Source organism: Streptomyces sp. NPDC002537, assembly GCF_053594975.1.
In genome coordinates, this window is sequence record NZ_JBSFWT010000001.1 from 202345 (window position 1) to 225306 (window position 22962).

Consider the following 22962-nt stretch of genomic DNA (forward strand, 5'->3'; position numbering starts at 1 on the left):
GATACGGCCTCACCGCCTTCTGGCTGCGGCGAGGCCGTATCCGCCCTCACCGATCAGCAAGAGAAGAATCCCCCATGCACAGATTCCGTAGATCAACCCGCATATCGACGCACGCACACACTGCCCCTACGTCAAGGCGCAAAAAGGTACTTCTGGCCACGACGGGCGCCACCGTCCTGTCCGGCGCACTCCTGCTGGGCATCTCCCCCCAGGCCCAGGCCAGCGTCACCGGCACGGTCACCGGCGGGCGAGGCAACTTCAGCACCGTCAACCAGCGGTCCCAGCCGTCGCTTTCGGCCGACATCACCGGAAAGTCGCGGGTCGGCGACCAGATCCCGATGACCTGCCGTACCACCGGCGACGTCGTCGAGGACAACTCCCGCTGGATCCGGTCCGGCAACTACTACATCGCCGACGCGTTCATCCGGGAGAACACCGGGAAGCTGCCGGTCTGCACCTCCACTCGGCCCACCGACAAGCCCACCGGCGATCCCACCGGCCGGAAGGCCCTCGACATCAGCATGCAGAAGCAGGTCAAGGACCAGTGGTGCTGGGACGCCACCGGCCTGACCATAGCCAACTTCTGGGGCTACACCCGCTACAACCAGTACGACTTCTGCCGCCTGGCCGCCCAGAACAACCGGCTGGACTGCAACAACCGCCCCGCCACCCTCGGCGACATGGCCAACGCCCTCCGCAACATGGGCTTCCGCAGCAGCGGCAACGACCTCTACCGCAACGCTTCCTTCGGCGAGACCCGGACCGAGATCGCGAACGGGCGTCCGTTCGCCGTCCGTATCGGCTGGAACTCCGGCGGCGGCCACATGAACGTCGTCTACGGCTACGACAGCACCAGCAACATGATCGCGGTCGGCGACCCCTGGCCCACCACGAAGACCTACACCTGGTGGAACTACTCCGCCTACTCCGGAAACAACTCCTTCCGGTGGACCCACACGCGTACCGGCATCCAGGGCTGAGGAGACCACCGACCATGCACCGTACGACCAGACGCGCCGCCACCCTGTGCGCGGCCACTGCCGTCGCCGCCCTCTGCGGAATAGGTTCCGCGCAGGCCGCCGACGGACCCACCGCCCCTGCGGAGACCGACTTCACCGCCGCTCAGAAGGTGCTGCGCTCCGGCCAACTCCACGACACCGTCGCCCGCTTCCTGACGGCCGCGGCCGAGCGCAGCGCACCGGACGGCGCACAGGACGGCGGCACGGCCGGCGCCCCCCGCAGCCTCGCGCAGTCGCCCGCCGCCGCACCCGGCTTCGACCTCAAGAAGCCGGTCCCCTTCTACGAGCTGTCGCCCGAGTTCGTCGCCGGCAAGACCGAGGCCACCGCCGGCGCGGCTCTGCGGCTGTCCTACCTCGCCTCCCGCGTCTCGGCCGCCAACGGCCGTCAGGCCGCCGTCCTGCTCGCCCCGGAGCAAGGCGGCCGTGCCTGGCAACTGGCCGGCATCCGCGACGGCGACGCGGACATCAGCGCCGCCGAACGTGGCACGGACCAGGCGCAGACCTTCATGGAGCCGCAGATCCACGGTTGGTACCGGCTGACCGGCAACGGCTCCGTCGAGCCACTCAACAAGGAAGCCCGGACAGCCCTGCAAGGCAAGTCCCGCGTCCCGCTCGCGGCGTACCAGCAACTCGTGGCCAAGCGCTACGGCGACAAGCTCCCCGGCTCGGCCTACGACCGCAAGGGCCTCGCGGGCGGCTACGCCCTCGCCGAGGAGCAGGCCGCCACCGCCCCTTCCCGCTCCTGGCTCCCGGCCGCCTCCGGCGCGGCAGTCCTGGCGGTGTCGGGCGCGGCGGTCCTTCATCTGCGCCGCCGACGCCGCTCGGCCTGATCCCGCCCGCAGCCGGGCGCCTGACCCACGAGGCCAGGGGGCTCGTTCCCGCCCGTCCAGGAGCCCGGCGATCCTGCCCCTGGCCGGCCTGTGCCGGCCAGGGGCAGTCTGGTGCCGACGCGGTCGGCCGGCTAGGACGCCCGGGTTTTCCGGCAGTTGCGCAGGGGGAACACGGCCCGGACGACCGTGCCGGTGGCGTCGGCGGTTCTGGCGCTGAATGTGCCGCCGTATGCTTCGCAGCGCCAGCGCATGCCCTGCATGCCGTACCCCTCGGTGGCTCTCGGCGGGTTCGGGCCGAGGCCGCGTCCGTCGTCGGTGACGGTGAGGCTGATGCCCTCGTCGCGACATGTGAGGGCAAGGGTGATGCGCCGGGCGTCGGCGTGCTTGACCACGTTGGTGAGCGCTTCCTGGGCGACCCGGTAGACGGCAAGATTCACGCCGTTCTCCCCTGTACACGCATGAGGCCGGTCGCCCTGGACGTCCACGTCCACCACGAGCCCGTTCTCGGCGGCGACCTGTCCGGCGAGGGAGGTGACCGACTCGGCGAGCCCCAGCCCTTGGACGGCTGCCGGGCTCACGGTGGCGATGATGCGGCGCAGCGTACCGGCCTGTTCGTCGAGGGTGCGGGACGCGTCCTCCATCGCCGCGCGCAGCGCACCGGGGTCGTCCAGTGCGCGGGCCGCGTCGAGCCGCCGCCGGGTCAGTGCCAGCAGTTGGAGGACTTCGTCGTGCAACTCGCCCGCGAGCAGGCCCGCATGGTGCTCCTGCCGCTCCACCATGGCGCTGGCGCGCCCCCGGCTGAGGACCACTTTCATCTCGGGCCAGGCCGGGACGGCGTACACGGATGCCGCCAGCAGGAACGCGATGGCCGCGTGGTCCGTCGCTGTGGAGTGCGCCAGCCGGTCCACGCTCAGGACCGTGAATCCGCAGCAGATCATGATCAGCAGCCGCCGGGCCCGCCGCAGCCCGCAGGTCAGCAGCGCGAGGACGCCGGTGGCCAGGGCGATGCTCGGGGTCGAGACCGACCTGGGCGGCAAGTTGTCGTCGGTGAGGAGGTTGGCCGTGTAGGCCACGGCGCTGACCAGGCTCACCGCGATGCACAAGCCGCCGAGTGTGCCCAGGGCGAGCGGCTGTTGCACGGTGGCCGGCCGAGCGGTTCCGCTACACATCGGCGGAGCGGTTCTGCCGGGCGTACGCGACGAGGTCGGCCCTCGTGACCAGGCCCAGCCGGGCGCGCAGAGCGGCCCTGACGCTCTCCACCGTGCGGACACTGACCGTCAGCCGCGCGGCCACCTCACGGTTGGTGTACCCCTCGGCGAGCAGGCCCAGGACCTGCCGCTCCCGCAGGGGCAGTTCCGGCTCCCGGCCCTGGTCACGGGCCAGCCCGGCACCGAGCGAGGGCTGTACGTACCGTCCTCCGGACGCCACTGTCCGTACCGCCAGGACCAGCTCGGACACGGGGCTGCTCTTCAGCAGATAGCCCGCGGCACCCGCGGCCAGAGCCCCGCAGATGATGGCACGGTCCTCGTAGCAGCTCTGCACGAGAATTCCCATCTCCGGTGCGGCGGCGTGGAATTGGGGAATGGCCTTGAGCGCCAGCCCCGACTCCAGCCTCATGTCCAGCATCAGCACATCGGGCTGCCGCTCGGAAACGATCTCCAACGCCTCGCGTTCGCAGGCGGCCTCCCCGACCACGATGAAGCCCTCAGGCTCCAGGAGCGCCCGAGTTCCAGCTCGCACGGTCGGATGATCCTCGGCCAGGACCACTCGCACGGGACCCCCCACCTTCTGCATAGCCTTTCGGGCACGGGGAAACATGGCTGCTATGTCGCCCCATTGGATGCATTCACCTTCCGATGTAGTGACCATTCTTGTCAACCGACGGAATTCCTGGAACGGACAGTCAAAAGTTCAATTTCCTGCGGCCGACCCGCAGAAATCTTGCGGACTTCTACGGATTTCCCGCAGCGGGCGGGTGGGGGACGGTCGTTTCGCCCGAATCGCCCACAGGACACCCGGCGGTCACGGGAAAGAAAGAGTTCCGAGATGCCCTCCAGCGGTTTCGGCGCCAGGACACCATGGCCTTTCGGGGCGATTGCACCGTCTGCACCCAAGAGTCCGAATATCCCGTCTTGACGGGAAAAATATGCCACCGATGAAGAAAGAAGGTCGACGCGGATGACTCCGTTCGACTTCACAGTGAACGCCTTCACTTAAGTGATCAAGCGGACCTTCGGTCGAGATCTAACTATTCCGGACGCGAACGTCTTTCGCTGGAAGAGAGCACACCGACCCTCGCTCTCTCCCGCCCCCTCAGGCCCACGTAACGCACAGCATATGACTCCCCATCAAAAGTGCATCCCGGTAACGCGGTCCGGAGGAATTCCGGGCTATTCCTCATCGGTGTCCGGACGTCACAGGGCCTGGCAACCGGCCACGAGCACAAGGACACGACCCACCACCGCATGCCCCGCCGGAGCAAGCCGACGGTGGGTGCTCACCTCTCACGCCCCTGCTGGGTCCCCAATGTCCAGTCCGGGTACTGCACCACCTTCAACCTGACCGGCAACGGTGGCGAGCGCGCGGCGATCTGGGTCACCGGCCTTACACCTACACCCAGCAGTAGCCCCGATCCGCCAAACGCCGGTGGGCGGCCCTGCGCCGTTCCCGCTCACCGCCGCGCGGTGCCCGTCATGATCGAACGCGGCGCCGGCGCGGTGATCGACATCGGTCCGGTCAGCGGCGTCCCCGGTAAGGAGGGCACCGCGCGATCCGCACCCAGGGGCACCGTCGCAGCCGGGGCCGGGCGCCATCTGCCACCGCTCGCTCCCGCGCACGGCCGGCACGCGGCGGCACTCTCTGCCAAGACCTTACGGGGCCCTATCGGGGACGGCATGGGCCGCCCCGCCCGGCGACCGCCACGGCAGCCGGAGCCCGGTACGGCTCAACCAACGCGGCTGCCGTGAAGTCTCTTCTGTACGAAGGGCGTTGACGCTACGCCCCGTAAGGGCAAGGACCCGTAAGGAGCGAAGCATGGCAGCTCGTCGGATGGCGCGCGGCGCAGGGGTGGCGCTGGCTGCCGGAGCCCTCGTCGTCGGCGCGTTCACCGCCCCTGCCGGGGCGGCGTCGTCGGGTGGCACGGCGCGGAGTGAGGGGCATCAGGCCACCCAGCGGGTCATGGACGCGGTGGTGCGGGCCGGGGTTCCCGGGATCACGGCGCAGGCGAAGGACCGTAGGGGGGTCTGGCGGAGTACGTCGGGGGTCGGCGACCGCGCGACGGGGCGGCCGCGCAGCGTCGACGACCGCTTCCGTGTCGCCAGTATCACCAAGACGTTTGTGGCGACCGTGCTGTTGCAGCAGGAGGCGGAGGGGAGGGTCGGTCTCGACGACGCGGTGGAGCGGTGGCTGCCGGGTGTGGTGCGGGGCAACGGCAACGACGGGCGGAGGATCTCCGTACGGCAGTTGCTCAACCACACCAGCGGGATCTATGACTACACCGATGACCCCGGCTATCTGAAGAAGTACATCGAGGCCCCGGGCTTTCTCAGGCACCGCTATGACACGGTGACACCTGATCTGGCCGTACGGACCGCCCTGTCGCACCGGCCGGGCTTCGCGCCCGGCGCCCGGTACGGCTACTCCAACACCAACTACGTCCTGGCCGCCCTGATCATGGAGAAGGTCGGCGGCCGCAGTTACGAGGACGAGGTCCGCACGCGCATCATCGAGCCGCTCGGGCTGCACGGCACCGTCCTGCCCGGCCACTCCGTGGACGTGCCCAGGCCGAGCAGCCGGGCCTACTCCACCCTGAGCGCCGACCCCGGCGCGACGAAGATCTACGACGTCACCCGGCAGAACGCCTCCCAATCCTGGGGCGACGGCGACATCATCTCCACCGCCGCGGACCTGAACCGCTTCTTCAGCGCCCTGATCCGCGGTGAACTGCTGCCCGCCGAGCAGCTCGCCGAGATGAAGACGACCGTCCCGCACCCGAAGAACCCCGCGTACCGCTACGGTCTGGGCATCGCCACGTTCAAGGCCGCCTGCGGGGTGTGGCTCTGGGGCAACGACGGCGGCTGGCTCGGCTCGTTCTCCCAGGCCGTCACCACCGAGGACGGCCGGCACACCCTCGCCCTCAATCTCAACGGCGACTGGGGCGTCCCCGACAGCGCCGGCGCCGACATCTTGAAGGCGGAATTCTGTTGACCGGCCCGTGCCTCCGGGAGCGGACCCACTGCCCGGCAGGCTCGATCAGTGGCCCCGGCGGCGCGCGGCGGGCAGCGTCCCGACCCCGACGACCTCGCTGACGGTACCGACCGGCTGGTGCTGGCCCGCGCACAGCGCCACCCCGTCCGCCCACCGCCGCGGCGACCGACGTCAGCCCCGCCCCCATCCGCGCCATCACGAGGTCCACCGTCCCGTCGCCCGCCTGGGCATGCACGGCCTCGGGCAGTTCGGCGACTCCCACCGAGCCGACACCGGTTCCGGGCTCCGTGAAAGCGAGGCGCGCCGCGGCCAGAGCACTCGGCAGCACCAGGGCGCGGCACCGCGTCGTAGTAGTGCTCAAGTCGGCGGACTTGAGACGGGTGTGGCTCACGGTCCCGCGCGGGATGATCTCGCATCACTCAAGGCCGACAAGCTGCCGTTCCACGCCTTTGGGGTCACGGCGCCATGCTTCCCCGATCTGCTCGGCGAAGGGGTCGGGGAAGATGTCCTCCGCGCCCGCCTCGATGCCGTCGACGACGGCGCGGGCCACGTCGGCCGGTGTTGCCCGGGGCATGTCGCCCAGGGCGGGGAGGGCGGGCGTGCTCAGCCGCAGCATGTCGGTGTCGACCGGGCCCGGGTAGACCGCGTGCACGGTGATGCCGCGTGGGGCGAGGTCCGGCCGGACGGCCTGGGTCAGTGAGTTGAGTGCCGCCTTCGAGGCGGGGTAGCCGCCCATGGAGGGGGTCCCGCCGAAGGCGCCGACGCTGACGACGTTGACGACGGCTCCGCCGCCGTTGCGCTCGATGACCGGCACGAAGGCGCGCAGGGCGCGCAGTGTGCCCAGCCAGTTGGTGTTCATCACCGTCTCGACGGCGCCGAGATCCATCTCCAGCAGGTGCCCCATCAGGGCCACGCCCGCGTTGTTGACCAGGAGCGTCACGTCGGGCGCGGCGAGGGCGGCGGCTGCGACGGAGTCGGGGTCGGTGACGTCCAGGGCGAGCGGCAGGACCCGCTCGGGGTCCTGCGCGGTCACCGCCGCCAGTGTTTCGGGGTTCCGCGCTGTGGCGTGGACACGCGCCGCACCGCGTTCGAGGAACGCGGTGACGAGGGCGCTGCCGATGCCACGGTTGGCACCGGTGACGAGGACGACGGCGTCATGGATCTGCATGGGGGGCTCCTGGGGTCGGTGGTGCAGTGGTACCCCTCTGCCGGAGCCGGGTCACGTCATTCGCCCGGTTGCCGCCGCGCGGCCCGTCGGACGGGGCGTTCGCGGCTTACCGGGATCCGCTCCCCCATGGTCCACCGGGTGCCACCGCCCGGACCGTCGCCACGAGCGCGAAGCCGAGCGCTTCCCGGCCCTCGCCGAAATCGCCACGGCATCCCGACGTGGCCCGAGCACTTCGCCCTGCGTCGCAGGTCTGGATTCGCCCACGCCATGCTGGAACCTCAGCCGGAAGACCTACGGATTCGGCAGGACGCCGACGCCGCGGGCCATGTTGCCCGTCGTGGCAGCAGCGGTCCGCTCCGGCCCTCTGCCTCATTCGGGGGAATGTCATACGTCGGCTCTTCGGGGCGAAGGTTCTCCGGTAACAACTGTGGTGCGTCCACACCCCGGCCGCCCGAGAAGAGGAGCTTCCGTGCCCGTACCCTCCGCGCTCGACCACAAGGCCCGTGCCTACAGCCTGGCCCACGCGTACTGGCTGGCGCAGGCGTCCGACCTCGCCTACAAGGACCCGGCCACCATCGAGGAACAAGCGCGCGATTGGGGATTCGACCGGGTGCGGCACCACGAGACGCGGTTCACGCCGCCGTTCCCGCTGGAGGACACCCAGGCGTACACCATGGCCAGCGACGACATGATCATCACCGCCTTCCGGGGCACGGAACCGTCGGAGATCCGCGACTGGCTCTCCGACGCCGGCACTCCGCCGTGGCCGGGTCCGGCGCAGACCGGATACGTCCACTACGGCTTCGGCCAGGCCCTCGAATCGATCTACCCCGACGTCAGGAACACCCTCCAGGAGTTCCGCACGAACGGCCAGACGGTGTGGCTCACCGGCCACAGTCTGGGCGGCGCCCTGGCCATGCTCGCCGGTGCGCGGCTCTACCTGGAGGAGCCGAGGCTACTGGCCGACGGCGTCTACACCTACGGCCAGCCCCGCACCTGCGACCGGCTGCTGGCCGCCGCGTACGACAAGGGTTTCAAGCAGCGCATGTTCCGGTTCGTCAACAACAACGACATCGTGCCGCAGCTGCCGCCCGAGCCCGCGTACACGCATGTCGAGGCACTGCGGTACATCGATTCCAACGGCAAGGTCCGTGACACGGTCTCGTTCCTCGACGGCCTCGGCGACAGGGCCAAGGGTCTGACGGCCGACGCGTTCGCTCCGGCGAGCGCGGGGGTACGGGACCACTTCATGCGCAACTACATCGCCGCGTTGGAGAAGAACCTGGTCTGACCCGGTGGGTCCGGATGCCGTCCACCGTCAGGACGCGGCTATGCGTCCGGCGTGGCCGAGTCCATGTCCGGGAGCGTGTAGGCAACTTCGTGGCGGGGTTCGTACAACCGGAGGTCACCGCCGCCCGGCAGGCGCAGCGTGGTCAGCAGCCCCCAGCCCTCCTCGCTGACCGGCTGGGTGAACTCCACTCCCTTAGCCGCCAGTTCGGCGACGGTGGCCCGGACGTCGTCGCACATCAGGAACAGTTCGTGGCCGCCCGGTTCCCCGGAAGGGTGTACGGCGACCTCCGACGGAGGAAGTTTGAAGATCAGCCATCCGCCGCCCGCGTCGACGTGCGGATACCTCAGTACGTCCCGGAAGAAAGCACGGTCCGCCTCGGCGTCCCGGCTGAAGACGACGACGTGAGCACCTTTGATCATGCCCTTGCCCTCCGTGCCGAGGTTCTTCGGGGCCGCTCGCCTGTGAGCCTGCCCTCCAGGCATCATCACACGGCCCGCGGTCCGGCGCCGATCAGCATGCGCGGTGGGGGCGCGGTCCGGACCATGGGGGTGTGGACGGGAACGCGGTGTACGGCGGGGCCGAGCCGGTGGACGTGCTCGAGGTGGCGCCGACGGCCCGGACAGCGGTGGCGTGGCTGCCGCCGCAGGAGCTCTGGCCGACGATTCAGGACATCCGCTGGGAGCACGATCCGCAAGTACGCCGGTGGCCACCGCATGTGAATCTGCTGTTCGGCTTCGTACCGGAAGAGGAATTCGCGCAGGCCGTGCCGCTGCTCTCCGCCGGGGCGGTGGAGAGCGCGGCGTTCACGGCGCGGCTGGCCGGTGTGCGGTACTTCCGGCACCGGCACGACGCGACGGTGTGGCTCGATCCGGCCGCGGCGGACCTGGCTCCGTGGGCCCGGCTCCACCGGGCGCTGGGGCGGCGGTTCCCGCTCTGCCGCGGGCGCGGCGGCCGCTTCACCCCGCATCTGTCTCTCGGCCGCACCCGGGACCCGCGGTGTCTGGCCGCCGAGTGTGCCGTACGGCTGGGCGCGTTGTCGGCCGTGGTCGAGGAGGTGGTCCTCCTCTCCCGGCGCGGCGAGGGGCCCATGCGGCCCCGGGTCGGGATCGCACTGGGCACGGGCGAGGTCCGTCTCCTGCCGGAGCTCTGGTGTCCCGGGCCGGAGACCCGTCGGCAGTGAAGCGGGTGGCGAGGGATCCGGCTCAGGCCGCCGGGGTGTCGCGAGCGGCGGGGCGCGGCCCGGTACGGCTCACGCCAGGCCGCCGAGTGTGTACCGGTCGAAGGCGTCGTACAGATCTTCCTCGTCGGGGAAGGCGGCGTCGATCGAGGGCCCGGCGGCCGTGGCGAGGAGGGAGGTGAGGCGCGCGAGCGCGGGGAAGCGTGCTTCGGCGTCGGGGTGTACGGCCTCGGCGTCGGCGAGGAAGGGGGCCGACGCCGCGTCGCCGACAGGGTGCCCGCCGGTGACGTACACGGTGTGCGGCTGTGCGGCGATCTCGGCGAAGGGGCCGCCGGTGGCGAGGCTGCGCAGGCAGTCGGCCAGGGGGGAGGCGGACCGCGCGGGTGCGCGGTCGTGCTCGGTGTGGTCCACCGCGTGGTGCGGCACCGTGCGCACCCGGGTGACGACCTCCCGCCGTACGGACGGGTCCAGGTCGGGCCACGCCGTGTCGGGTGCGAGGCCGGCGAGCGCGGCTGCCGCGCGCTCCTCGGCTTCCCCGAGGCGTCCGGTTCCCACGGCGAGCGCGGTGAGGGCGAAGGCCGGATCGGGTCGGCCGGTCCGGTCGACGACCGCGAGGAAGATGGTGTACCCGTTCATGCTGTTCGCCTCGGCGCTGGAGGAATGTGGCCGGCAGGCACCATGGCCGGACCGGCCACGGCGCGCGCCTACTTATTGATGCAGATCTTGCCCTGGCTCTGGTTCTCCAGGTTGACGGTGTGCGTCTTCCCCTCGGCCTTGATCATGAAGGTCGCCTTGGCCGAGTAGGAGTGACACTCGCCCTTCGGAGGAGGCCAGTTGGCTACGACACGCGCTTTGAACTTGTTCTTGCCCGAGCCGCTGTCGTGCGCGACCTGGATGCCTTCTTTGTAGAGGGTGACGGAGATCGAGTACTCCGGCATCTTCTGCTTGCAGTTCTTGAGGTCGGCGTGGACATTGATGACGTCCGGATTGGTGTGCGACTCGTGCGGCGAGTCGAGCGCGGCCTCGCACTTGTCCCACACCACGGCCGACGGCTGCAGGGCCGGGGCCGACGGGGACATGGCGTGGGCCTGGAACGGTACGGCCAGGCAGGCGGCGGCGATCGCGCCCGTGAGGATGTGCCTTCTCATGGTGCACCTCCGTAAAATCAGCAATACCGGACGAACCTATGGCCCGGCAGCGGTCATCACCATGACGTATCAGGCCAGTTGGGGTCGTCCGCCCCCTGAAGCGCCGCACCGCTCGCGGTCCCGCACCCGCCGTGAAGCGCCCCGGCCGACCGCCGGCCAGGGCGCTCGTCCCGTCGGATACGCCCTCGGCTGAGCAGGCTCGGCGAAGTCCGGTGCGGTGCGCAGCGTCCCGAAGGGGCGCGGGGAAGCGTCGGTCTGCGGCTCCGCCGCGTGGACGCGATCAGCCACGACGCACCCGCAGACGACGTACCGGACTTCCGGCGGAGCGCTTAGGCGTCGCCGCCCTTGGGTCCGGCCTGCTGCACGACCTCGAAGGTCCACAGGGTCGAGCCGGCGGCCGCGGGCTTCTGCTTGGGGGCGCCGTCGGCACCGCCCTGGTGCGCGGCCTTCATCGGGCCTTCCATCCACGCCTGGAAGTCCTCCTCGCTGCGCCAGCGGGTGTAGACCAGGTACGTGTCGGTTCCCTCGACGGGCCGAAGCAGTTCGAACCACTCGAAGCCGTCGGAGTTCTCCACGGCGCCGGCGCGAGAGGCGAAGCGCTGTTCGAGGACCTCGCGCTGCTCGGCCGGGACGGTCAGGACGTTGATTTTGACAACACTCATGGCCCCATCCTGCCGCACTCGCGCGGGGAGACCGGCGAGGGGTTCGCCGACCGCCCGTCCGGCGCATCCGGGGCGCATCCGGGTGGTGAAGGCGTGACCGTCAGTGACGGCGCCGGGGCCGCGGACTCTTCAACGGCACCCGACACAGCCGCCGCGGTGGATCCCCTGGGCGGGTCGGCGACACGCCGGCACACCAACACCCGATCAACGTCCGATCAATGACCAAAAATCGCTCCATCGGCGACCCGTCCAGCGGTGGCTGTAACGCGAACAACATCCAGCACACCGGAAACACCACCCACACGCTTACGATCCGTGAGATTCGGGGAACCCGGGACGTGCAATTTCAGCCAGAGGACCTCGCACGCGAAGTGAACGCCTCCTGTCGATCGAGACGCCATCTACCAGCGGAATTGAAATTTCCGTCAATCGTCGATCAAGGTGACCGTATTCGTCCGAACTTGGTTGCTATGTTTACGCCCCATGACCCAGATATGGTCGGGCACTGGGGGGAAAATGGATGTGTTGCACAGTCCGCAACTCGCCGAACGTGACGCAGAGTTGGCTGTCCTCGACGCGTTACTCAGTGAAGCCGGGGCAGGTCACGGGAGTGTCGCGCTCATCAGTGGGCCGGCGGGCAGCGGGAAAACACACATGCTGCGAACGTTCTGCAAACGAGCGGAAAACCCCGACGGTTTCCTGCTCACCGCCGTGGCATCGCGGGACGAATCCGAGCTGCCGCTGGGCTTGATGGACCAGCTCTTCAGATGCGCGAAGCTCCCCTTGGAGTTCCGCCGACGGGTGAACGCGCTCCTGGCCGATGAGCTCTCCGCCGGCCGCGGGACGAGCGCCGGCCCCGTCACGATGAACCAGATGAACCAGCCGAGCCTCAAGGTGGCCAACGGGCTGCGGTCGCTCCTGCTGGAGTTGAGCGAGCACGGCCCCGTGGTGGTGAGCATCGACGACCTGCACTACGCCGACGGACCGTCACTCCAGATGCTGCTGTTCCTGCAACGCCGGATGAAGACGTCACGCATACTGCTCCTGCTCGCGGAACAGTCCACGGTGCGCTCGCCCCATCCGGTCTTCCACGCGGAGCTGTTCCGCCAGCCGAACTGCCGCAAGATACGGCTCGGCATGCTGACCCGTTCCGGCGTCCGCAGCATGATCGAGGCCAGACTCGGCCCGGCAAGAGCACGGGAACTCACCGGTCCGTACCACGAGGCCTCGGGCGGAAGCCCGCTCTTCCTGTCCGCGCTGCTGGACGACTACGAGGCGCTCCACCGCCTCGGCCTGCGCCACGACAGCGAACCCGCCCTCTCCCAGGCGGCCTTCCGCAACGCGCTGACCGACTGCCTGTACCTCGCGGAACCGGTGGCCCTCGACGTCGCGCGGGCGGTGGCCGCACTGGGCACGGCCGGTTCGTCCGTGCTGATCGGCCGCATACTCGCCATGAACACCTCCACCGTGGATCACGCGATCGCCTCGCTCACCGCCACGGGCCTGCTCGATTCGGAGGACTTCCGGCATCCCGCGGCGCGGACGGCCGTTCTCGAGGAGATGCCGCCCGACACCCGGCACGAACTGCATCTGCGAGTGGCGAACGCACTCCACTACCAGGGCACGCCGGCGCTTCCCGTGGCCGAGCAACTCGTCGCGGCGGGCCGGGCGCCCGAGGCGTGGATGATCCACGTTCTGAGGGACGCGGCGCGTTGCGCGCTTGCCGCCGGCCGGACCGCGGTGGCCTGTGAGTACCTCGATCTCGCTCTCAAGGATTGTCTCGACAACCGGCAGCTGGCCGAGCTCACGGCGGACCGTATGCGGATCGAGTGGCAGAAGTCCCCTCTCAAGGCCATGCGGCACGTGGAGCCCCTGCAGAACGCGCTGCGCGCCGGGCACCTGGCCGGGCACGACGCCGGGTTGCTGGCCCGCAGCCTGCTCTGGCACGGCCGGTACCGCGAGGCCCGCGAGGCCCTCACGCTCTGGAAGGCGGACGACACCGCGTCCGACCGCGCGGAATCGGAGGAACTGACGGCCCTCACCGCCTGGATGGCACACACCTATCCCTCGCTGGTGGCAGCGCCCGGCGGCCCGGCCACCGTCCCCGAAGCGGAGACCGGCCCGGACGCGGCACGTCCGTTCGGCCGCCATGCTGTCAACGTGCTCACCCGGCTGCTGGCGGACGGAGCCGACGACACGGCGGTGGCCCGCGCCGAAGCCATCCTGCACAGCGTCGTCCTGAGCAGCGCCACCCTTGAGTCGCTGTACGCCGCACTGCTCACCCTGCTCTGCGCCGACCGCCCGGACAAGGCCGCCTCCTGGTGCGAGGAGTTGCTCAAGGAGGCGGAGCAGCAGGAGATGCCGACCTGGCAGGCGGTGTTCGCGGCGGTGCGCGCGGACGCGGCCTTCCGGCAGGGCGACATGGCCACCGCCGTGCAGCAGGGCGAGGCCGCGCTCTCCCGGATTCCGGCGTCCGCCTGGGGTGTCACCATCGGCAGCCCGCTGGCGAGCCTGATCCTCGCCACAGCCATGATGGGACAGCACGACAAGGCGGTGGAGTACGTCAGGCTGCCGGTGCCGGACGCGATGTTCGAGACACGGTACGGCCTCCTCTACCTCAACGCGCGCGGGCACTTCCATCTGTCGACGGACCGGCCCGCGGCGGCGCTCACCGATTTCGAGAGCTGCGGCCGGCTGATGACCGCCTGGGGGCTCGACCTGCCGTCCTTGGTCCCCTGGCGCAGCGGCGCCGCGGAGGCCGCGCTGGCGCTCGGGTACAGGAGCAGGGCCCAGGCCCTCGTCGAGGAGCAACTGACCCGCCCTGGAACGCAGCAGCCCCGCACGCGAGGGGCCTCGCTGCGGCTGCTGGCCGCGACCAGGGACCTCGAAGAGCGCCCGGCGCTCCTGCGGCAGGCCGTGGACCTGTTGCGGCCGGACACCGGCCGGTTCGAACTCGCCCGTGCGCTGACCGATCTCCGGGACGCCTACGAGGCGCTGGGGGATCACCAACGGTCCGGGGAGGCGGCGCACAGAGCCGCGGAAATGATGAAGTCGTGCCACATACCCACGGAGTGGGCACAGCCGACGCCCGTCGTACGGCCCCCGCACTCCTCACCGGCTGTCGCGCCGAGCGGACCGGCGCGGTCGGCCGGGCAGCCTGAACCCGTGGCGCCGCACGGACGGCAGGACGCTCCGAAGCCGGCCGGTGCCGACGCGCTCAGCGACGCCGAACGACGCGTCGCCGAACTCGCCGCGGTGGGAGTGACCAACCGGGCGATCGGCCGGAAGCTCTTCATCACGGTCAGTACCGTCGAGCAGCACCTCACCAGGGTCTACCGCAAGCTGGACGTCAGCAGGCGAAGAGATCTGGCCGCGAAGCTCGACATCGATCTGCCGGACGTCGAGTCCGCCTGAAAGCCCTCCGGGTCCCCCGAACTCGCCGCGGAAGCACGGCAGCTCACAGGCCTTCGCGCCGGACGTGTGTGTTCCTTGGCCGGAGCACCTGTCCGGACGAAGGCCGCTTCCGTGCGGGCCGGTCGCCGGGCCGGATGGTCGCCACCGGGCCGGACGGTCGGGCTAGGGCTCGTAGATCCATTCCAGATAGCGCTCGATCTCGTCCGCCGCGCGTCGCGCGCCGCCCGCACGGCGCGCCTCGCGTTGGAGTTCACGCACCCGGTGCCGGGTGTCCACGTCGCCGAGGAGAGCGAGGGTCGCGCCCGCGAGGGCCTCCGGATCGACGGCCTCGGGCAACAGCCGTACGCCGAGCCCGAGTTCCACCACACGGTCGGCCACTTCCCGTTCATCGCCGGTCGTCGGCACGACGATCATCGGTGTGTCGAAGTAGAGGGATTCCATGGCACTGTTCAGGTCCGGGTGGCAGATGTGCGCCGACGCCCGGCGCAGCACCATGGAACGTGGCACCCGCGCGTGTACTTCCACATTGGGCGGCAACTCGCCCCCGTACGGCCGGCCGTCGGCATCGCCGCCCGTCGTGATCACCAGGTGCAGCGGCAGTCCCGCCAGCGCCTGCGCGCAGTCCCGGAGGAATCCCGGTTCGCGGTCGAGGAGTCCGGGGTCGAGTGCGAGAAACACGATGGGCAGCCCGGTCGTGGGCGGCCCCCAGCGTTCGTCCATCCGGCGTTCGGGAATGCACGGCCCGACGAACGCCACCCGGTTGTCGAAGAGATGCCCGTCGGACTGGAACACCTTGGGCATCAGGGCGATGGACAGGGGCTCGGCCCTTGTGTACAAGTCATGCGGCGGCACACCTGCCTGCTCCGCGAAGGTCAGAAAACGGGCCAGCCGTTTCCGGAGCCTTTCGGGAAGACGCGCCACGCACCCGTCCATATCGGTCTCGTCCGTCGGCGGGACATCGCGGACGAGGAAGTCGCCCCAGGCGAACGAAGGATAGATCTGCACCCCCGGCCGGTTCCAACGGCAGGTGAGTAATCGCGCGATGATCCGGGTCGAGGACTCGTACAGTACGAGATCGGGAACGTTGTCGGCGAAATCGTCATGGATCTCTTCCGCGAAGTCGAGCGTGTCTTCCACGCAGGAGAGACTCAACACCCCTACCCAATCCCGGGGTTCCATGTGCGGGCCGTGGACGGGGCGGGACTCGGGGACCAGGACGTCGACGCCGGCCGTGGCGGCCCGCTCGGCGAACTCCATGGTGGTGATGTAGGTGATCCGGTGATCCCTGCGACGCAGTTCCCGCACTATCGGCAGCATCGACCGGGTGCGCACCTCGTCCGGTGCGCTGAGCACAGCGATTTTGTAGCGCAGCTTGGGAGGCGCTTCGGCCATGAATGCGACGCCCCCTCGCGGCGCAGGTCCGGGGCCCCGCTCGCCGACCCCCGTGGCACCCGGACGAATATTCACGGGGATCACTTGATCCAGTATCGACTCACTGATGAGATCGCACCCTGTGGCCAGGCGCCGGAGCGTAGCACGCGTGCGGCGCAATACGAACACAGGGGAAACACGAACCGGAATTCCCCGGTGCGTGCGTCGAGCGGCTACCGGGGCCGGGAATTCCGTGGTGTCGCGGTGGTCAGCTTCTCTTGAGCGCTGCCACCCATGTATCGACGGCCTCGGCCGTCGTACCGGCCGAGCCCTCCAGCAGGGTGAAGTGGTTTCCGGGGACCTCGCGCAATGTGTGCGGGGCCGGCCAGGAGGAGCGCCAGTCCGCTTCGTTCTCAGGCGTCGCCTCGTCCCCGGCCTGCCCGGGGAACGGTTCCGTCGGCCGTACGAACAGCACCGGGGACTCGACGGGTTGCGGAGCACACCGGGTGATGAACAAGCTGTACCGGCCCATCGCGGACAGCCTGGCGGTGTTGAAGGTGCCGAAGGCGTCCTCACGCTCGAGCATCCCGTCCAGCATCCGCGCCCACAGTCCGTCGGATCCTCCGCCGCCACCGGACTCGTCGGAGCCACTCGAACCGCCCGCGTCGGCCGACCCCTGCTCCCCGTCCGTGGGCAGGTAGGTGTCCAGCAGCACGATCGCGGCGGGCGGCAGCCCTTCCCGCTCCAGCCGACCGGCCGTGGCGTGCGCGAACTGCCCGCCGGACGAGTAGCCGACCAGAACAAAGGGCTTGTCGCCCGCCAGCTCCCGCACGCTCTGGGTGAAGTGGTCGACGACGGCGTCCACGGAGACGGGCAGCGGCTCACCGTCCACGAAGCCGGGCGATGTCACCACGTGCACGTCACGCACATCACGGAAGTGCGCGGCGAGCCGCGCGTACTGCTGAGCCCCGGCGAGGGCCATCGGCGACGGGAAGCAGATCAAGGCCGGTCCCTGGGGCCCGCGGGCCAGCGTCACCGGCTCCCGCACGCCGTGCAGCTCGGCCGCGGTACGGAAGGACGGACGCAGGTCGGCCGCCGCGTTGAGCAACGCCGTGCCCGCCGCCATCTTCCCTTCCCTGACCGCGGCCCGGAACAGCTCGCTGAGCGTCTCCGACGTACGCGGCCCGCCGGCAGCGGACACCGGGGCGGATGTGCCGACGGCCTGCCCGGAGTGCGCGGCGGCCAGTTCCGCACGCAGGTGCGCGGCGAGCCGGGCCGGGCTGCCGAGGTCGAACACCGCTGCGGCGTGGATCTCCAGCCCCGTGACACGGCTCAGGCTCCTCCGCAGCTCGGCCGCGGAGAGCGAATCGACGCCTGTCTCCAGGAAGCCGCGCTCCGGATCGACCTCGCCGACGGAATGATGGCCGAGGACCAGCGCCGCGTGTTCCACCACCACTTCGGTCAGCAGCTTCTCCTGTTCCGCCTCCGGAAGTCCGGCCAGCCGCGCGCGCAGCAGCTCCGAGGCCGCGGGGTCGGACCGCTCGGGGACGGGCATCGTGTCCAGCCCGTCGATGACGGACCCGCCGAACAATGCGGGTGAGTCGATCCAATAACGGCGGTGCCGGAAGGCGTAGGTGGGAAGGTCCACCACGCGCGCGCCGCTGTCGCTGTAGAACGCCTGCCAGTCCACCGGGTATCCGGCGACGTGCAGCCGGCCCAGGCCCGTCAATACCGTCCGTACCTCGTCACGCTTCTTGCGCATCGTGGGCACGACCGTCACACGCTCGCCCTCGGCGGGCTCCAGGGACGCCTCCACCAGCCCTGCCAGCACCGCGTCCGGACCGACCTCCACGACCCTCGTGACACCACGCGCGACGACGGTCCGTACGGCGTCGGCAAAGCGGACTGTGTGACGGACGTGGTTCACCCAGTAGGCGGGTGAGGTGAGTTCGCCCGCGGTGACGGGGTGGCCGGTGACGGTGGAGACGATGGGGGTGTGTGGTTCGGTGAATGTCAGGCCTGAGATCGCTGTGCGGAAGTCGTCGAGTATGGGGTCCATGAGGGGTGAGTGGAAGGCGTGGGAGACCTTGAGCAGGGAGGTCTTGCGTCCCTGGTTTCGTAGGTCTTCGACGACCGTGTCGACGGTGTGGCGGGCGCCGGAGATGACGATGGCGTGGGGGCCGTTGACGGCGGCGATGGCCGCGTCGGTGGCACCGTCGAGGAGAGCGAGGACTTCGTCCTCGGTCGCCTGGACGGCTGCCATCACCCCGCCCGACGGGAGGGCCTGCATGAGGCGGCCGCGTGCGGCGACCAGTGTGCACGCGTCCGCGAGGGAGAACACTCCTGCTGCGTGGGCTGCGGCGATCTCGCCCACCGAGTGGCCGGCCATCACGTCCGGACGTACACCCCAGGATGCGGCCAGGCGGAACAGCGCCGTTTCGACTGCGAACAGGGCGGGCTGCGCGTACTCCGTATGCTCCAGCAGCGCCGCCTTGGCCGAACCCTCCTGCGCGAACAGCACTTCCAGCAGTCTGTCGAAGTGCCCGCACACTTCGTCCAGGGCCTGGGCGAACACCGGGAAGACGTCGTACAGTTCACGGCCCATACCGACGCGCTGCGCGCCTTGTCCGGTGAAGAGGAAGGCGGTTTTGCCGCTGGTGCGGGCCACGCCCTGCACCAACCCCGTAGCTGAGGTCTCCTCGGCCAGCGCTGCCAGCCCGGCCGCCAGCGCAGTACGGCCGGATCCGACGATCACTGCACGGTGCTCCAACTGCGCACGCGTCGTCGCCAGCGCGAGCCCTATGTCCGCCGGGTCCGGAGCATCGTCGTCCCGTACCAGGTCCAGCAGTTGCCGCGCCTGCGCCCGCAAACCCTCCGCGCTCGCCCCGGAGATCGGCCACAGTACCGGGCCCGTGGCCTCCGGCCGCTCTGGAAGGTCCGTGGCGGTGGGTTCCTCGGCCGGGGCCTCTTCGAGGATCACATGCGCGTTGGTACCGCTGATGCCGAAGGACGACACCGCCGCGCGCTTCAGCCCACCGGACCCCCACGGCCGGGACTCCCTGAGCAGTTCCACCCCACCCGCCGACCAGTCCACCTTCGACGACGGCGCATCCACATGCAACGTCCTCGGCAACACGCCATTGCGCATCGCCATGACCATCTTGATGATCCCGGCCACACCAGCCGCAGCCTGCGTATGACCCAGGTTCGACTTCACCGACCCCAGCCACAACGGCTTCCCCGCCGGACGGTCCTTCCCGTACGTCGCCAGCAACGCCTGCGCCTCGATCGGATCACCGAGGACCGTACCCGTACCGTGCGCCTCCACCGCATCGACCTGATCCGACGACAGACGCGCGTTCGCCAGCGCCGCCCGGATCACCCGCTGCTGCGACGGACCATTCGGCGCGGTAAGCCCATTGCTCGCGCCATCCTGATTCACCGCACTGCCACGCACCACCGCCAGCACCCGATGGCCATTACGCCGCGCGTCCGACAACCGCTCCACCACCAACACACCGACGCCCTCGGAGAACCCGGTGCCGTCCGCCGCCTCGGCGAAGGACTTGCACCGGCCGTCCGCCGCCAGACCGCGCTGCCGGCTGAAGTCGACGAAAGTACCCGGAGTCGCCATCACGGTGACGCCCGCTGCCAGAGCGAGTGAGCACTCGCCGTTGCGCAGCGCCTGCCCCGCCAGGTGCAGGGCGACCAGGGACGAGGAGCACGCCGTGTCCACCGTCACCGACGGGCCCTCCAGCCCGAGGGTGTAGGAGACGCGGCCCGAGACGACGCTGCCGCTGCCGTAGCTGTTGATGTAGTCGTGGTACATCGCTCCGGCGAACACCCCGGTCTTGCTGCCGCGGAGCGCGCCGGGGTCCATCTGCGCGTTCTCCAGTGCTTCCCAGGCGGTCTCCAGCAACAACCGCTGCTGCGGATCGATGGCGCGGGCGTCGCGCGGTGCCACTCCGAAGAATGCGGCGTCGAAGTCGGCGGCGTCATGGAGGAACCCGCCGTGACGTGTGTACGAGGTGCCGTCGTGTTCGGGGTCGGGGTCGTACAGGGCGTCGATGTCCCAGCCTCGGTCCTCGGGGAACCCCGATATGGCGTCGGACTCCTCGGAGACCAGTCGCCACAGGTCTTCCGGTGATCTGACTCCGCCTGGGTAGCGGCAGGACATTCCTACGATGGCCAGCGGCTCGCGCAGGGCTCCGGTCAGTTTGCGGTTCTGCTCGCGCAGCCGCTCGGTCTCCTTGAGGGAGGAGCGCAGGGCGTCGACGAGCTTCGCCTCGGGGGCGGCCTGCGGAGGCCGGCCGGTCCGGTCGGGGCGATCGGGACTGCTGGGCTGGGTCATGGCGATGTCACTTCTCCCGCGTCATGTCGGTGACGTCGAGGCTGTCGGTGTCCTGGTGGCCGGGGTCGTCGTCGCCCTCCGGGAAGCTCCCGAAGACGTCGTACTCGTGGTCGTCACGTGATCCGTCGCCGTCTTCCGTCGCTCCCGTGCCGACGAGTGCCATGTTGATCAGGGCGTCGGTGTCCATCGCGTCGATGGAGTACGCGGAGCCGTCCGCTTCCTCCGTCGGCGAGACGTCGGCTTCGATTCCGGCGAGCTCCAGGAGGCTCTCCATCAGTCCGGCCTCCCGCAGCCGGGACAGCGGGATGGCGGCGAACGCGCTGCGGATGCGCTCCTCGGCCGAACCGTTGCCGGTCTCGTCCGGCGCGCCCTCGATCTGGGGGGCGAGCTCCGCCCACAGGTGGTCGGCGACCGCCCGGCTGCTGGGGTAGTCGAAGGTGAGTGCGGCGGGGAGCCGCAGCCCGGTGGCCTCGTTGAGACGGTTGCGGAACTCCACGGCGGTGAGCGAATCGAAGCCCAGGATGCTGAACGACCGGTCGACATCGACGGCTTCGGCGTCGGTGTGGCCGAGCACCGCCACGACCTGCGCCCGGACCACCTCGGTCAGCAGTTCCTTCCGCTCCTGGGCGGGCGTGTCCGCCAGGCGGGCGCACAGGCTCCGGGCACCGGCGGGCGACAGCTGGACGGACTGCGCGCTCCGGCGCGCAGTTGCCCGTACCAGGCCTCGGAAGAGCGGCGGCAGTTCTCCGGCGTCGCCCTGTGCCATGAGGCGTACGTCCAACGCGGCCGGAACCAGGAGTGCCTCGGCCGGCGTGCCGATCCGCTCATGGCCGACGAGGGCCGTGTCGAGCAGCGCCAGCCCCTGCGCGGCGGAGAGCGCACCGGCACCGGAGCGCTCCATGCGCTGCAGATCCGCGTCGCTCAGCCCACCGGCCATACCGCTGTCGTCCGCCCACATGCCCCAGGCCAGTGAGGTCGCCGTCAGACCGGCGGCCCGGCGCTGCTGCGCCAACGCGTCCAAGAAGGCATTGGCGGCCGCGTAGTTGCCCTGCCCCGGTACGCCCAGCGCCCCGGCGATGGAGGAGAAGAGTACGAACGTGGACAGGTCGAGCTCACGGGTCAGCTCGTGCAGGTTCCAGGCCGCGTCGACCTTGGGCCGGAGCACGGCGTCCATACGTTCCGGGCTCAGCGACCCGATGACACCGTCGTCCAGTGTGCCGGCGACGTGTACCACACCGGTCAACGGGTGCTCGGCCGGTACGGACGCCAGCAGAGCCGCCAGTTGGGCCCGATCGGCGACGTCGCAAGCGGCGAGCGTCACGTCGGCTCCGAGTCCGGACAGTTCGGCGCTCAGCTCCGCGGCACCGGGGGCGTCCGGTCCTCGGCGGCTGGCCAGCAGCACGCGACCCACACCGTGCTCGGCCACCAGGTGGCGCGCGACCAGGGCTCCCAGCGCGCCTGTGGCGCCCGTCACCAGGATCGTGCCGTCACTCTCGCGCGCTTCCCGCTCCTCACCGGTGGCGTTCCTGGCGGCTGCTGGCATCCGGGCCAGCCGGGGAGCATACAACTCGCCGCTGCGCAGTGCGAGTTGTGTTTCATCGGCGTCCATCGCGTGGGGCAGTGCGGCGAGGGAGGCCTTCGTGCCGTCCACGTCGACGAGCAGGATCCGATCCGGATTCTCCATCTGCGCCGACCGCACCAGACCGCCCACCGCGGCACCCGCAAGGTCGGTCACTTCAGTACCTCCCGCCGGTACTGCCCCCTGAGTCACCACCACGAGCGTCGAGTCGGCGAACCGCTCATCCGCCAGCCATGCCTGGAGGTCGGCCAGCACTCGGTGCGTACGCTCACGCACCGCGCCTGCCGTACCGCCGTCGGCGATGTCGACGGCGGTGACGGTGTCGGTGACGACCGGCAGCACCACGACACCCGCGTCACCGGCGTCGAGCAGCTCCGGCACCTCCGCGCTGCTTCCCACCACGGTGGCCAATGTCTCCGACCATTCGGACGCGCCGGGACCCACCACCACCCACTTCTTGCCGCTGCTCGCAGGAGAGGCAGCCGATGGCAGTCGGGTCCAGTCCACCCGATACAGCGAGTCGTGGAACTCGGCGCGTGCCTGAGCCAGTTGTTCTTCGGAGATCGGTCGTACGTCCAGCCGGTCCACCGACGCCACCGCGCGGCCCGCGGCATCCGCCACCTCAAGCGACACCGCACCCGAACCCTCACTCAACGGAGACACCCGCACCCGCAACGCGGACGCCCCCGTCGCGAACAACTCCACCCCCGACCACGCAAACGGCAGACCAGCCCGCTCCCCCACAC

16 protein-coding genes are annotated in these 22962 nt (G+C 70.1%); 6 read left to right on the forward strand and 10 right to left on the reverse strand.

Going from position 1 to position 22962, the window contains the following annotated elements; all coding sequences use genetic code 11:
- Window positions 1-74 precede the first annotated feature (74 nt).
- Window positions 75-980, forward strand: a complete 906-nt coding sequence (locus tag ACWD4A_RS00575) for a papain-like cysteine protease family protein (protein ID WP_451187492.1) — start codon at window positions 75-77, stop codon at window positions 978-980.
- Between the two features lie 14 nt (window positions 981-994).
- A complete protein-coding gene (locus tag ACWD4A_RS00580; RefSeq protein WP_451187495.1) occupies window positions 995-1849 on the forward strand; it encodes a hypothetical protein in 855 nt (284 codons plus the stop codon).
- A 131-nt stretch (window positions 1850-1980) separates the two neighbouring features.
- Here the strand turns inward: ACWD4A_RS00580 and ACWD4A_RS00585 are convergent, their stop codons facing one another.
- Window positions 1981-2952 (reverse strand): sensor histidine kinase, encoded by a 972-nt coding sequence (locus ACWD4A_RS00585; RefSeq protein WP_451187498.1) that lies wholly within the window; start codon window positions 2950-2952, stop codon window positions 1981-1983.
- 58 nt (window positions 2953-3010) lie between these two features.
- The gene (locus ACWD4A_RS00590; protein ID WP_451187501.1) at window positions 3011-3718 is read right to left on the reverse strand and encodes a response regulator; all 708 of its coding nucleotides are present in this window, start codon (window positions 3716-3718) and stop codon (window positions 3011-3013) included.
- A 1164-nt stretch (window positions 3719-4882) separates the two neighbouring features.
- Here ACWD4A_RS00590 and ACWD4A_RS00595 point away from each other — a divergent pair.
- Window positions 4883-6055 (forward strand): serine hydrolase domain-containing protein, encoded by a 1173-nt coding sequence (locus ACWD4A_RS00595; RefSeq protein ID WP_451187504.1) that lies wholly within the window; start codon window positions 4883-4885, stop codon window positions 6053-6055.
- Window positions 6056-6470: 415 nt separating this feature from the next.
- On the opposite strand, the gene ACWD4A_RS00600 is transcribed toward ACWD4A_RS00595, so the two are convergent.
- Window positions 6471-7223, reverse strand: coding sequence for an SDR family oxidoreductase (locus tag ACWD4A_RS00600; RefSeq protein ID WP_451187507.1), 753 nt, complete (start codon window positions 7221-7223; stop codon window positions 6471-6473).
- A gap of 469 nt (window positions 7224-7692) precedes the next feature.
- Here ACWD4A_RS00600 and ACWD4A_RS00605 point away from each other — a divergent pair, with 469 nt between their 5' ends.
- Window positions 7693-8514 carry a lipase family protein gene (locus ACWD4A_RS00605; RefSeq protein ID WP_451187510.1) on the forward strand — a complete coding sequence of 274 codons (822 nt, stop codon included), beginning with the start codon at window positions 7693-7695 and terminating at the stop codon, window positions 8512-8514.
- 38 nt (window positions 8515-8552) lie between these two features.
- On the opposite strand, the gene ACWD4A_RS00610 is transcribed toward ACWD4A_RS00605, so the two are convergent.
- Complete coding sequence (locus tag ACWD4A_RS00610; protein ID WP_451187513.1) at window positions 8553-8933, reverse strand: VOC family protein; 381 nt, start codon at window positions 8931-8933, stop codon at window positions 8553-8555.
- A 131-nt stretch (window positions 8934-9064) separates the two neighbouring features.
- On the opposite strand from ACWD4A_RS00610, the gene ACWD4A_RS00615 reads away from it, so the two are divergent.
- Window positions 9065-9694 carry a 2'-5' RNA ligase family protein gene (locus tag ACWD4A_RS00615; RefSeq protein WP_451187516.1) on the forward strand — a complete coding sequence of 210 codons (630 nt, stop codon included), beginning with the start codon at window positions 9065-9067 and terminating at the stop codon, window positions 9692-9694.
- A gap of 69 nt (window positions 9695-9763) precedes the next feature.
- Here ACWD4A_RS00615 and ACWD4A_RS00620 read toward each other — a convergent pair whose 3' ends face one another.
- The 3 genes from ACWD4A_RS00620 to ACWD4A_RS00630 form a co-directional block, all read right to left on the reverse strand.
- Window positions 9764-10327 (reverse strand): hypothetical protein, encoded by a 564-nt coding sequence (locus ACWD4A_RS00620; RefSeq protein ID WP_451187519.1) that lies wholly within the window; start codon window positions 10325-10327, stop codon window positions 9764-9766.
- A 68-nt stretch (window positions 10328-10395) separates the two neighbouring features.
- Window positions 10396-10839: a hypothetical protein gene (locus tag ACWD4A_RS00625; RefSeq protein ID WP_451187522.1), complete on the reverse strand. Its 444-nt coding sequence runs from the start codon at window positions 10837-10839 to the stop codon at window positions 10396-10398.
- A gap of 329 nt (window positions 10840-11168) precedes the next feature.
- A complete protein-coding gene (locus ACWD4A_RS00630; RefSeq protein ID WP_451187525.1) occupies window positions 11169-11501 on the reverse strand; it encodes an antibiotic biosynthesis monooxygenase family protein in 333 nt (110 codons plus the stop codon).
- A gap of 516 nt (window positions 11502-12017) precedes the next feature.
- Here ACWD4A_RS00630 and ACWD4A_RS00635 point away from each other — a divergent pair.
- On the forward strand, window positions 12018-14915 hold the full coding sequence (locus ACWD4A_RS00635; RefSeq protein ID WP_451187528.1) for an AAA family ATPase: 2898 nt from the start codon (window positions 12018-12020) through the stop codon (window positions 14913-14915).
- 162 nt (window positions 14916-15077) lie between these two features.
- Here the strand turns inward: ACWD4A_RS00635 and ACWD4A_RS00640 are convergent, their stop codons facing one another.
- The 3 genes from ACWD4A_RS00640 to ACWD4A_RS00650 form a co-directional block, all read right to left on the reverse strand.
- Window positions 15078-16307 carry a nucleotide disphospho-sugar-binding domain-containing protein gene (locus ACWD4A_RS00640; RefSeq protein WP_451187531.1) on the reverse strand — a complete coding sequence of 410 codons (1230 nt, stop codon included), beginning with the start codon at window positions 16305-16307 and terminating at the stop codon, window positions 15078-15080.
- Window positions 16308-16554: 247 nt separating this feature from the next.
- Window positions 16555-20637, reverse strand: a complete 4083-nt coding sequence (locus ACWD4A_RS00645) for a type I polyketide synthase (protein ID WP_451187534.1) — start codon at window positions 20635-20637, stop codon at window positions 16555-16557.
- Window positions 20638-20644: 7 nt separating this feature from the next.
- On the reverse strand, window positions 20645-22849 hold the full coding sequence (locus ACWD4A_RS00650) for a type I polyketide synthase (protein ID WP_451187537.1): 2205 nt from the start codon (window positions 22847-22849) through the stop codon (window positions 20645-20647).
- Window positions 22850-22962 lie beyond the last annotated feature (113 nt).